At 72.7% G+C, this 11,467-nt stretch carries 9 protein-coding genes; 7 read left to right on the top strand and 2 right to left on the bottom strand.

From position 1 onward, the window contains the following. Positions 1-257: 257 nt before the first annotated feature. From SGFS_RS17030 to SGFS_RS17015, 4 genes are all read left to right on the top strand, one after another. On the top strand, positions 258-647 hold the full coding sequence (locus SGFS_RS17030) for a cell division protein SepF (RefSeq protein WP_286251205.1): 390 nt from the start codon (positions 258-260) through the stop codon (positions 645-647). Positions 648-755: 108 nt separating this feature from the next. Continuing rightward, positions 756-1,982: an AAA family ATPase gene (locus SGFS_RS17025; protein WP_286251203.1), complete on the top strand. Its 1,227-nt coding sequence runs from the start codon at positions 756-758 to the stop codon at positions 1,980-1,982. Next, positions 1,979-2,353, top strand: coding sequence for a nucleotide pyrophosphohydrolase (locus tag SGFS_RS17020; protein WP_434027279.1), 375 nt, complete (start codon positions 1,979-1,981; stop codon positions 2,351-2,353). The genes SGFS_RS17025 and SGFS_RS17020 overlap by 4 nt, the downstream gene beginning before the upstream one ends. Positions 2,354-2,560: 207 nt before the next feature. Then, entirely contained in the window at positions 2,561-3,037 is a 477-nt protein-coding gene (locus tag SGFS_RS17015) for a DUF6099 family protein (RefSeq protein WP_286251202.1), read from the top strand. A gap of 175 nt (positions 3,038-3,212) precedes the next feature. Here SGFS_RS17015 and SGFS_RS17010 read toward each other — a convergent pair whose 3' ends face one another. After that, the gene (locus SGFS_RS17010; RefSeq protein ID WP_286251201.1) at positions 3,213-3,383 is read right to left on the bottom strand and encodes a hypothetical protein; all 171 of its coding nucleotides are present in this window, start codon (positions 3,381-3,383) and stop codon (positions 3,213-3,215) included. 241 nt (positions 3,384-3,624) lie between these two features. Between SGFS_RS17010 and SGFS_RS17005 the strand changes: the two genes are divergently transcribed. Next, positions 3,625-4,548, top strand: coding sequence for an LLM class F420-dependent oxidoreductase (locus tag SGFS_RS17005; protein WP_286251200.1), 924 nt, complete (start codon positions 3,625-3,627; stop codon positions 4,546-4,548). A 142-nt stretch (positions 4,549-4,690) separates the two neighbouring features. On the opposite strand, the gene SGFS_RS17000 is transcribed toward SGFS_RS17005, so the two are convergent. Continuing rightward, complete coding sequence (locus tag SGFS_RS17000) at positions 4,691-6,925, bottom strand: hypothetical protein (protein WP_286251199.1); 2,235 nt, start codon at positions 6,923-6,925, stop codon at positions 4,691-4,693. Between the two features lie 187 nt (positions 6,926-7,112). On the opposite strand from SGFS_RS17000, the gene SGFS_RS16995 reads away from it, so the two are divergent. Together SGFS_RS16995 and SGFS_RS16990 are read left to right on the top strand one after the other, a co-directional pair. Next, positions 7,113-8,675, top strand: coding sequence for a 3' terminal RNA ribose 2'-O-methyltransferase Hen1 (locus SGFS_RS16995; protein ID WP_286251198.1), 1,563 nt, complete (start codon positions 7,113-7,115; stop codon positions 8,673-8,675). Continuing rightward, the gene (locus SGFS_RS16990) at positions 8,672-11,296 is read left to right on the top strand and encodes a polynucleotide kinase-phosphatase (protein ID WP_286251196.1); all 2,625 of its coding nucleotides are present in this window, start codon (positions 8,672-8,674) and stop codon (positions 11,294-11,296) included. The genes SGFS_RS16995 and SGFS_RS16990 overlap by 4 nt, the downstream gene beginning before the upstream one ends. The last annotated feature ends 171 nt before the right edge of the window (positions 11,297-11,467 follow it).

The raw sequence follows: 11,467 nt of genomic DNA, 5'->3' as shown, positions 1-11,467 counted from the left end.
CGGTCGGCTTCCGCTCAGCGTCCGAGTCGCAGCCCGGCAGACCCGATCGTACGAATTGCCCGTTACGCCGATGTCACATGACCTGATCATGAGGGGTTACGCCCGCCACACATGCCCGGCGGCACGACTGTGAGGGCGGGATCCGGCCCCTGTGACGTGCGGGGGAGTAGCGGTCCGTGTCGCAGTTGGGCCGAACGGGTGACCATGCGTAAGAATTGGTTGATGCAGTCATTCAGTGCGAGCCAGGGGGAGGCGCGGTGAACAGCCACGATGTCACCGACGAACAGTGGGAGGGGCTCGCCCAGGTCGTGCCGTTGCGTGGCCGGGACGCATGGCCGTCCGCGGTGGGCCACCGGGCGCTGCCCGACGCCGAGACGGAGGCCAGGCGCCGCTTCGTCGTCCTGCGGATCAATGTGTTCGCGGACGCCCGCGAGGTCGCGGAGACGCTGATGGCGGGCATTCCCGTACTGCTCGACCTGTCGGGCGCCGAGACGGACGTCGCCAAGCGCGTACTGGACTTCAGTACGGGTGTCGTCTTCGGGCTCGCGAGCGGAATGCACCGGGTCGATCGAAATGTGTTTCTCCTCACGCCGCCCGGGACCGAGGTGCGCGGACTGATGGAGGGCGTCGGAGCCCCCGGGGTGTGAGGCCCTTCCGAGGGAGCGCCCCGCTCCATGCGGGGGCGCTCCCTCGATCGTAGGAAGATCGACTGGGCGGAACGGTTTGCCGGACGGCCGCACGCCTACCGTCCGCGTATGACCGCCTCCCCCCTGTCACCCGCCGCTTTCCCGTCGTCCACCGGCGTGGCGCTCGTGAGCCCGTCACCCTCGGCTCCGCCTGCCGCGTCGGCCTCGGAGGCCGGGACACCGCACGGCCGCCCGAGCATCACCGAGCTGCGGCTGTCCGCCTTCGCCGGGCATCGCGGGGCCGCCTTCCCGCTCGGCCCGCTGACCCTGCTCGCGGGACGCAGCGGCAGCGGCAAGTCCACGGCGCTGCGGGCGTACGAGGCGCTGGCGCGGCTCGGCGGCGGTGCCGCGCTCGACGAGGCGTTCCCGGACCCGGAGAGCTGTGTGCCCGAGCGGGCCCGCCCGGACGCCCAGCGACGGCGCGGCTTCCGGATCGGCTGCACGGCCGACGGCCCCGAGGGACCCGTACGGCTCGACCTCGCCGTCCAGGCCGAACCCGAACTCCGGATCGTGGGGGAGCGGTTGACATCGGGCGGACTGACCCTGCTGGAGACGGCCCTGGTGGATCCGGGCCGCCCCGTGGTCCAGGCCGCCTGGCACACGGCGGGCGCGTCGCCGGTCACCCGTGGCCCCCTGCCCGACGACCGGCTCGGCACCGCGCTGCTGCCACTGCGCGTCGCGGGCAAGACGGACGGCCAGCGTCGGGTACTGGCCGCCGCCGAGCAGATGGTGGTCGCGCTGCGGTCCGTCTTCGCCTGTGACCCCCGCCCGGGCCGGATGCGGGTGGCCGTGCCGCTCGGCTCCGGGCGGCTGCTGCCGGGCTGCGACAACCTCGCCGAGGTGCTGTGGCGTACCCGCAGGGAGTGCGGGCGACGGCACGCGCAGCTGGTCGCGGCGGTGGGTGCCGGGTGTGCGGGCCCGGTCGTGGAGCTGCGGGCCGAACCGCTGGGCGACGGCACGGTACGGGCGGTACTGGACCGGGGCGACGGGGTGCGGACACCGCTCGGTCTGCTCGGGGACGGGGAGCTGAGGTATCTGGCACTGGCCCTGGTGCTGTTCACCGGACCCGGGGTGCTGGAGGTCGACCCGGTCGCCGAGGTCCCGGCGGCGCTGCAGAGCCTCACCGTGCTGGCCGACGGCCTCGACCGCTGTCTGCCGCCGCGACAGACCGCGGACCTCGTGCGGCTCGCGGCCCGGATGTGCGAGCGCGGCCACATCCGGCTGGCGGGGGCGGTGAGCGACGCGTCCTGGGCGGCGGGGATGGAAGGGGTGACGGTGGTAGACCTGGGCGCGTGAACGAACCTGGACCCGAGCCCGTCGACGAGAAGCACGCGCCTGCCCGCCTGAGCCTGCCGGCGCTGCAGCGGCGCCTCGCCGACTTCGCCGCCGCCCGCGACTGGCAGCCGTACCACACCCCCAAGAACCTCGTCGCCGCCCTCAGCGTCGAGGCCTCCGAACTCGTCGAGATCTTCCAGTGGTTGACGCCGGAGGAATCGGCCCGGGTGATGGCCGACCCGGACACGGCCCACCGTGTCACCGACGAAGTCGCGGATGTGCTGGCCTACTTGCTCCAGTTCTGCGAGGTGCTCGGCATCGACCCGTTGTCGGCGCTGGATGCGAAGATCGACCGCAACGAACGGAGGTTCCCGGCGCCGGAGGGTCCATGACCGGGCAGCGGTACGGGGGGTTCCGACGGGAGACCCTCATCCGATTGTCACTCTCCGGAGTTGAAATGTTGTCCACAGTCGATTTGTTATCCACAGATTTCAGACTTCCTCTGGCTTTCTGTCTCACACGCCTTCACTGTGGGTAGTGGACAGTCAGGAGTTCGGGCGGACGTGTGACGAGCGCGTCGGGACAGGCGGGGGCAGCGCATGGATGCGGTGCGGCTCATCTTGGCGAACAGGCGTGCGCTGGCGTGCGGTCTCGAGGGACCTCAGATCATGGCGGAGTCCTGGCAGGCCTACGCCCTGGCCCAGGCGATCGGCAGTCGCCTGGCGGTGTCGGGGCCGCCCGAACTGCGGGGCGAGGCCCTTGGTTTGACCGAGCTGGCGGGCACGGGCTGCGGCATACTCGGCGCCCCGCCGCTCGGCGTAGGCGATTTACGCGCCGCCCAGCTCACCGAGTTGGGCGACGCCCATGAGTCCCTGTTCCGCCTCGGCGCACTTCTCGGCGAGGTCGGCATCGCCCTCGTCGGCCTCGCCAGCGGGGCGGACGACGAGGCGACGTACTGGCAGTGCATGGAGGCCATCGACGCGGCGGACGAGGCGAGGGACCGGGTCCTGGAGATGCTCAGGCGCCTGGCGGTGAGGGACCAGGTGCTGTCGGAGAGGGACGCGGCAGCGGGGTGAGGGAGTCCCGCGCCCTCAAGGGGCGCGGGGAACGGCGCGACAAGCCCCCACCGGCCGCCAGCAGGGCGGGTAACGGCTGCGGGGGCGAAACCCCTCTGGCCGCTACCACGGCGAACGCCCGGCCGGAAGGGTCGGCCGGGCGCTGTACTCGTGGGTCCCCGTTCCCAGGGGCAGGTCAGACCGGGTCGGTGCCCTCGATGGACACGGGGGCGCGGGAGCCCGAGAGGTCCGCGTCGAGCTGGGACAGGTCCGCGTTCAGAGCCGCCATCAACTCCTCCATCTGCTGAAGCAGACCCTTGGGCTGCGCAGGCACGGCAGCCTGCTCCGGCACGGCTTCCTGGGACATGTGACGGCCTCCTCGGCCCTCGCCCCCCGAGGGGGCACGTATGCAGGCGTCATCGGCAGCGGCCGCCGGCGACGGGTGCCGGGCGGTCCGGCTCCGCCCGAGCCAACGATCACTGTCCGCCCCGGTCACTGGCATGGGCCTGTCGTGGGCACGGCGTTGACGGATTTCACCCGACCGGGCAGCGGTCGCCCCGGAGGGACCGATGAAGTTGACCGGCGGACGAGCGTGCAGGATGGGAGGCATGGATCTTCGCGTCTTCACAGAGCCCCAGCAGGGGGCGACCTACGACACCCTGCTCACCGTCGCCAAGGCCACCGAGGACCTCGGCTTCGATGCCTTTTTCCGGTCTGACCACTACCTCCGCATGGGCTCGGCGGACGGCCTGCCCGGCCCCACCGACGCTTGGATCACCCTGGCCGGCCTCGCCCGCGAGACCAAGCGCATCCGGCTCGGCACGCTCATGACCGCCGGAACGTTCCGGCTGCCCGGCGTGCTCGCCATCCAGGTGGCGCAGGTCGACCAGATGTCCGGCGGCCGGGTCGAACTGGGCCTGGGCGCGGGCTGGTTCGAGGAGGAGCACAAGGCGTACGGAATTCCGTTCCCGCCGGAGAAGTTCGCCCGGCTCGAGGAGCAGCTGGCCATAGTCACCGGCCTGTGGGCCACCGAGACCGGCAAGACCTTCTCGTACGAGGGCACCTACTACCAGCTGACCGACTCGCCCGCGCTGCCGAAGCCCGCGCAGGCCAAGGTGCCGGTGCTCATCGGCGGCCACGGCGCGAGCCGCACACCGCGGCTGGCCGGGCAGTACGCGGACGAGTTCAACATGCCGTTCGCCTCGATCGAGGACAGTGAGCGGCAGTTCGGCAGGGTGCGGGCCGCAGCCGAGGCGGCCGGGCGCAAGGGCGACGACCTGGTGTACTCGAACGCGCTGGTCGTCTGTGTCGGCAAGGACGACGCCGAGGTCGCCCGCCGGGCCGCCGCGATCGGCCGCGAGGTCGACGAGCTGAAGGCCAACGGTCTCGCCGGTTCCCCGGCCGAGGTCGTCGACAAGATCGGCCGCTACCAGGCCGTCGGCTCCCAGCGGCTCTACCTCCAGTTCCTCGACCTCCACGACCTGGACCACCTGGAACTCGTCGCGTCGCAGGTGCAGTCGCAGCTGGCGTGACGATTGCGGAGACCCGCGCCCCGGTCCTTTCAGGGGCGCGGGCCTGCGCCGATCCGCGGCTCCGCCGCGTGGGCGCGAGCAACCGCCTACATACCGCACCCGGCGTACGACCCGGGCGCCCTACAGGGCTCTCCGCTCGCCCCTACCCCGCGTCCCGCCCGCCGAGGTCCGCCAGAACCGTCCGGGCCCGGGTCCGGAGGCGCTCGTCCTTGCGGATGATCTGGTCCTCCAGGCCCGAATCCACCACCCTCGGATCGCGGTCGGCCAGGGCGGCCAGCCTGTGTCGCTGCTCGGTGGTGAGGGCGCGGGTGCCCAGAGCCGTCAGGGCCTCGAAGGCGGCGTCGGGGTCGGTGCCGTCCTCCGCCGAGGCGAGGACCAGGTCGGCCAGGGCCGTACGGTTCAGCTGGCCGCGCAGTTCCTCCTCGGGCAGGGCGGCCAGCAGGGCGAGGGTCGCGGCCGGGGCGTGCAACGGGTCGGTGAGCATCCCTTCCAGTGCCGGGCGCAACGGCCGCGCTGTGGAACCGAGCCGTGCCGCCAGCCGGGCCGCCCGGACCCCGGTCCACCGGAACCAGGCCCCGCCGGCCTCCGCGAGGACTCCTTCGAGGACCCGCACGGCCTCCGTGGTGTCCCCGGTGAGCCGCCACAGCGCCCCGGCCAGCTCCACGTCACCGTCCAGCTGCGGCATGTTCCGCTGCTGCGCCGGATCGCTGAGCGCGCCGCGCAGGGCGGGTACGAGTTCGGCAGCGGCAGGACCGACGCCGGTCGCGGGAGTGAGCCCGGCGGCCACCTGCGCGGCCTCACGCACCCCGTAGCCGCCGCCCGCCACCTTGTTCCGTATCGCGTCCAGCAGCGGACGTACATCGCCGGTCAGCTCGTGCAGCGCCCGGGCCGAGGCGAGTCGGCCGTCCCCGGGGCCCCGCAGGGCCGCCTCGCGCAAGCCGTTCTCGACCCGCTCCCGGACCGCTCCCTCGGTGGGACACAGCGCCACCAGGGCCTTGGGCCCGACAAGCGGTATGCGTGGCAGCGCGTCCAGCAATTGGGGCACAGCGGCGGCGGCCCGCCCACCCCACAACGCGAGCAGCAGTGCCAGATGGATCGGTTCGTTGCCGGTCACCGCCGGGTCGGCCAGACGTCGGCGGGCCGCGTCGAGCAGCGCGGGCGAGAAGGGCAGCGCGACCTCGTTCGTGTTCTCCCCGGGGCCGCGCGCCCCGGCCGCGACGGCCAGCGCGCGGGGCCGACGGGGCAGTTCGGCGGCGAGCAGCTCCGCGGCCCGCTCGGGCGCGACGGTCACGAGCAGCGCCAACGCAAGGTCCGCCGTATCGCCGCCGTCCTCGTCGCCCTCCCTGTCCCTGTCCCTGCCCCCGTCCCCTCCGCCTCCCGCAAGCCGCACGAGCGACGGAACCACTGCACGACCCACCTGCTCCGCCACCTTGCCCAGCAACGACAGCACGGACGACGCCGACAGGGGATCGTCGAGCAGCGGCACCAGGGCGGGCACCAGCCGCGCCGGAGCGGCACGGGAGACCAGGCACGCGTGGTCCGCGGCCCACACCGCCTCACCCCGGACCTGCGGGTCCTCCCTCCCCAACGCCGCGTCCAGCAGCCGGAACGCGGCCTCCCGATCCTCGTCCGTGTCCCGTCGCAGCAGGGCGTCGACGACGGCCCGCAGCGGCTCGCGCTGCTCCTCGTCGAACCGCTCGGAGACCAACTCGTCGGCCGGCAGCACCGACAGCACCGCGTCGTGATGCGCGACGCCCCACGGCAGCCCGGCGTCCAGACAGGCCAGCACCCCCGCGACACGCAGCTCGGCCGGGCCCGCCGGATCCAGCGCCCCCGTGGCCGCCTTCGCACTCGCCGCCGGGTCCAGCCGGACCATCGCGGCCAGCAGCTCCGCCCGCACGACCCCGCCCCGCTCCTCGGCCCAGCGGCGCTCCAGCCCGGGCCAGGCCTCGGCCTGGGCCCCGGTGTGCCCGATGGCCCAGGCCGCGGCCTGCCGTACCTGCGCGTCCTCGGCGGCCAGCAGCGGCAGCAGCAGCGGCAGCTGCGCGACGACCGCCGCGCGGCAGGCGCCCGGCGCGACCCCGTGGGCGTCCTCGCTCTCGGCTATCGAGCCGAGGAGGCCCAGCAGCTCCGCGCTGTGGCATCCGGCCGCCGCCAGCCGCGCCAGGAACGGCACCGCCTCGACCGTCGCCGCGTACACCGTGCCCTGGTGCCAGATGTTGCCGTAGAACTCGTACAGCGCTTCCTTCGCCGCCTCCGTGTCGTCGCCCGCCACCGCGCGCAGCCCGTCGGGCACGTCCTCGGCGCTGCCGTAGGCATGCTGCAGGGCGGCCCAGGGCCGGTCGTCGAGGCCGTCGAGAACATCCGCGAGATCCATGGCCGGATCCTGGCAGACAGCACTGACAATCCGGTCGGCAGGGATGAAAAATCCCGCGTGCACCTGCGGTTTTGTCGGTACGTTGGCATGACGGTCCACACGACCGCCGACTCGACGAGCCACTTGGCAACGCACTTGACGAGCACTCGCCGACCGGATTCGCACCCGACTTCGAGGCCAGCCCACCGTGTTCCTGACGATCAGTACCACCGGTACCCCAGAGCGCCCCGCGACCGATCTCGGCTTCCTGCTGCACAAGCATCCCGACAAGGCGCAGGCGTTCTCCACCTCCTACGGCAAGGCGCACGTCCTCTATCCCGAGGCGGGCCCCGAGCGGTGCACGGCCGCGCTGCTGCTGGAGGTGGACGCGGTGGCGCTGGTCCGGCGCGGCAAGGGCAAGGGCCGCGGCGGCGCACCCGACGCGGCGCTCGCCCAGTACGTCAACGACCGCCCGTACGCGGCCTCCTCGCTCCTCGCCGTCGCCCTCAACGACGTCTTCTCCAGCGCGATGCGCGGCCACTGCAAGGCCCGGCCCGAATTGGCGGAGCAGGCCCGCCCGCTGCGCGTGGAGATACCGGCGCTGCCCGCCCGCGGCGGCCCCGACCTGGTCGGCAAGCTCTTCGCCCCGCTCGGCTGGACGGTCACCGCCGAGGCGGTCGCCCTGGACACCGAGTTCCCGGAATGGGGCGACTCCCGTTACGTACGGCTCGTCCTGGAGTCGGAGTCGCTGACCCTGGCCGAGGCGCTGCGCCACCTCTATGTCCTGCTGCCGGTCCTCGACGACGCCAAGCACTACTGGGTGTCGTCCGACGAGGTCGACAAGCTGCTGAGGGTGGGCGAGGGCTGGCTCCCGGACCACCCGGAGCAGAAGCTGATCACCAGCCGTTACCTGTCCCGCCGCTGGTCGCTGACCCGGCAGGCCATGGAGCGCCTGGAACTCGTACGACTCGCCGAGGCCGACGACAGCGAGGTCGAGGCGATCGACAACGCCGTCGACGACACGGAGAGCGAGACGGAGAGCGACACAGAGAACGGCGAGACGGAGAAGGGCGAGACGGAGGGCCAGGCGGAGAACCAGGCAGAGGGGCAGGCGGAGACCCGGGCCGAGGAGAAGGCGACGCCGCTCGCCGTGCTGCGGCGGGAGGCGATCATCGCCGCCCTCAAGGACTCCGGCGCCGCCCGCGTGCTCGACCTCGGCTGCGGTCAGGGTCAACTCGTGCAGGCGCTGCTCAAGGACGTCCGCTTCACCGAGATCGTCGGCACGGACGTGTCGATGCGCGCGCTCACCATCGCGTCCCGCCGCCTCAAGCTGGACCGCATGGGCGAGCGCCAGGCCTCCCGCGTCCAGCTCTTCCAGAGCTCCCTCGCCTACACCGACAACCGGCTCAAGGGCTACGACGCCGCCGTGCTCTCCGAGGTCATCGAGCACCTCGACCTGCCCCGGCTGCCCGCCCTGGAGTACGCGGTGTTCGGCGCGGCCCGCCCGCGCACCGTCCTCGTGACGACCCCGAACGTCGAGTACAACGTCCGCTGGGAGACCCTCCCCGCAGGTCACGTCCGCCACGGCGACCACCGCTTCGAGTGGACCCGCGAGGAGTTCCGCACCTGGGCGGCCAAGGTGGCCGAACGGCACGGCTACGAGGTCGGGTTCGTGCCCGTCGGACCCGACGACCCCGAGGTGGGACCGCCCACCCAGATGGCTGTGTTCAAGCAGCGCAACACCGACGAGAAGGAGGCGAAGGCGGCATGAGCGAGACCACCGACGAGACGGCCGAGGGACGCACCCTCCCCGTCACCGACCTCTCCCTCGTCGTCCTCATCGGCGCGTCCGGTTCGGGCAAGTCGACGTTCGCCCGACGGCACTTCAAGCCCACCGAGATCATCTCGTCCGACTTCTGCCGCGGCCTGGTCTCCGACGACGAGAACGACCAGAGCGCGACGAAGGACGCCTTCGACGTCCTGCACTACATCGCGGGCAAGCGCCTCGCGGCCGGCCGCCGTACGGTCGTCGACGCCACCAGCGTGCAGCAGGAGTCCCGCAAGCAGCTGATCGAGCTGGCCAGGCAGCACGACGTGCTGCCCATCGCCATCGTCCTCGACGTGCCCGAGGAGGTGTGCGCCGAGCGCAACGCGTCCCGCACCGACCGCGCCGACATGCCGCGCCGCGTCATCCAGCGCCACACCCGCGAACTCCGCCGCTCCCTGCGCCACCTGGAGCGCGAGGGCTTCCGCAAGGTGCACGTCCTGCGGGGCGTGGAGGACGTCGAGAGCGCCACGGTCGTCACCGAGAAGCGCTTCAACGACCTCACCCACCTCACCGGCCCCTTCGACATCGTCGGCGACATCCACGGCTGCGCGAGCGAACTGGAGTCGCTGCTCGGCAAGCTGGGCTACGTCGACGGCGTGCACCCGGAGGGCCGTACGGCCGTCTTCGTCGGCGACCTCGTCGACCGGGGCCCGGACAGCCCGGGCGTCCTGCGCCGCGTGATGTCGATGGTCGGCTCGGGCGACGCGCTCTGCGTGCCCGGCAACCACGAGAACAAGTACGGCCGCTACCTCAAGGGCCGCAACGTCCAGCACACCCACGGCCTCGCCGAGACCATCGGGCAGATGGACGGCGAGAGCGAGGAGTTCAAGAAGCAGGTCCGCGAGTTCATCGACGGGCTCGTCAGCCACTACGTCCTCGACGGCGGCCGCCTGGTCGTCTGCCACGCCGGTCTGCCGGAGAAGTACCACGGCCGTACCTCCGGCCGGGTGCGCAGCCACGCCCTGTACGGCGACACCACCGGCGAGACCGACGAGTTCGGCCTGCCGGTGCGCTACCCGTGGGCGGAGGACTACCGGGGCCGCGCGGCCGTGGTCTACGGCCACACCCCCGTGCCCACCGCCACCTGGCTGAACAACACCATCTGCCTCGACACGGGCGCCGTCTTCGGCGGCAAGCTCACCGCGCTGCGCTGGCCGGAGCGCGAGCTGGTCGACGTACCGGCCGAGAAGGTCTGGTACGAGCCGACCAGGCCGCTCGCCTCCGAGGCGCCCGGCGGCCACGAGGGCCGTCCGCTGGCCCTGGCCGACGTGCACGGCCGTCGGGTCGTCGAGACCCGGCACGCGGGCCGGGTGTCGGTCCGCGAGGAGAACGCGGCGGCCGCCCTGGAGGTCATGAGCCGTTTCGCGGTCGACCCGCGCCTGCTGCCGTACCTGCCGCCGACCATGGCTCCCACGGCCACCTCGCACATCGAGGGCTACCTGGAGCACCCGGCCGAGGCGTTCGCGCAGTACAAGGAGGACGGGGTCGCGCGGGTCGTGTGCGAGGAGAAGCACATGGGGTCGCGGGCCGTCGCCCTGGTCTGCCGTGACGCGGACGCGGCCCGCGAGCGCTTCGGCGTTGGGGGCACCTCCCGCTCGAGCGCAGCCGAGAGTGGGGGAGGCCCCACGGGGTCCCTGTACACCCGTACGGGCCGCCCCTTCTTCGACGACGCCGCCCGCACCGAGGAGATCCTCGGCCGGGTGCGCGACGCGATGGAGGCGGCTGGCCTGTGGGCGGAGCTGGACACCGACTGGGTGCTGCTCGACGCCGAGCTGATGCCGTGGTCGCTGAAGGCGTCCGGGCTGCTGCGCACCCAGTACGCGGCCGTCGGCGCCGCCTCGGGCGCGGTGTTCCCGGGCGCGCTGGCCGCCCTGGAGGGCGCGGCTGCACGGGGCGTCGACGTGGGCGAGCTGCTGGGCAAGCAGCGCGAGCGGGCCGCCGACGCGGCCGCGTTCACCGACGCGTACCGCCGCTACTGCTGGACGACCGACGGCCTGGAGGGTGTCCGGCTGGCCCCCTTCCAGATCCTCGCCGTCCAGGGCCGCAGCCTCGCAGCCCTCCCGCACGACGAGCAGCTGGCCCTCATCGACCGGCTCGTCGAGTACGACGGCAGCGGACTGCTCCAGACCACGCGACGCCTCTTCGTCGACACCGGCGACGAGGAGTCCGTACGCGCCGGGATCGACTGGTGGCTGGAGATGACCGGGCGCGGCGGCGAGGGCATGGTCGTCAAGCCCGTCGAGGCCGTCGTACGGGTGGGGCGCCCCCGCCCGAGCGAAGCCGAGAGCGGGGGAGGGCAGGGGCGGCTGGTGCAGCCGGGCATCAAGTGCCGGGGCCGGGAGTACCTGCGGATCATCTACGGCCCGGAGTACACCCGGCCGGAGAACCTCACCCGGCTGCGCGGCCGGTTCCTCAACCACAAGCGGTCCCTGGCCATCCGTGAGTACGCCCTGGGGCTCGAGGCCCTGGACCGGCTGGCGGAGGGCGAGCCGCTGTGGCGGGTGCACGAGGCGGTGTTCGGGGTGCTGGCCCTGGAGTCGGAGCCGGTCGACCCCCGACTGTGAGCGGAGAAACCCCTCCTCCGTGACCGGCGCACCCGCGCCTGTGAGGCGACTTTGCGGCTGATAATGTCGCAAGCAGGCGTGGCCGTGCACTGCCTTCGAATGGTTCCAGCGGTTCCGGCAGTGCTCGGGTGACAGCGATCGCAGCCGATCGACGTCACCCGAGCCGGTCCC

It is taken from the genome of Streptomyces graminofaciens, assembly GCF_030294945.1.
Taxonomy (GTDB): Bacteria; Actinomycetota; Actinomycetes; order Streptomycetales; family Streptomycetaceae; genus Streptomyces; species Streptomyces graminofaciens.
This window is presented reverse-complemented; position numbering and strand designations above follow the sequence as displayed.

Excerpts from the sequence above, each read along its gene's own strand:
- SGFS_RS17000 (WP_286251199.1), bottom strand. The coding sequence starts at position 6,925 with ATGGATCTCGCGGATGTTCTCGACGGCCTCGACGACCGGCCCTGGGCC.
- SGFS_RS17005 (WP_286251200.1), top strand. The coding sequence starts at position 3,625 with ATGGATCTTCGCGTCTTCACAGAGCCCCAGCAGGGGGCGACCTACGAC.
- SGFS_RS17010 (WP_286251201.1), bottom strand. The coding sequence starts at position 3,383 with ATGTCCCAGGAAGCCGTGCCGGAGCAGGCTGCCGTGCCTGCGCAGCCC.
- SGFS_RS16990 (WP_286251196.1), top strand. The coding sequence starts at position 8,672 with ATGAGCGAGACCACCGACGAGACGGCCGAGGGACGCACCCTCCCCGTC.
- SGFS_RS17015 (WP_286251202.1), top strand. The coding sequence starts at position 2,561 with ATGGATGCGGTGCGGCTCATCTTGGCGAACAGGCGTGCGCTGGCGTGC.
- SGFS_RS17025 (WP_286251203.1), top strand. The coding sequence starts at position 756 with ATGACCGCCTCCCCCCTGTCACCCGCCGCTTTCCCGTCGTCCACCGGC.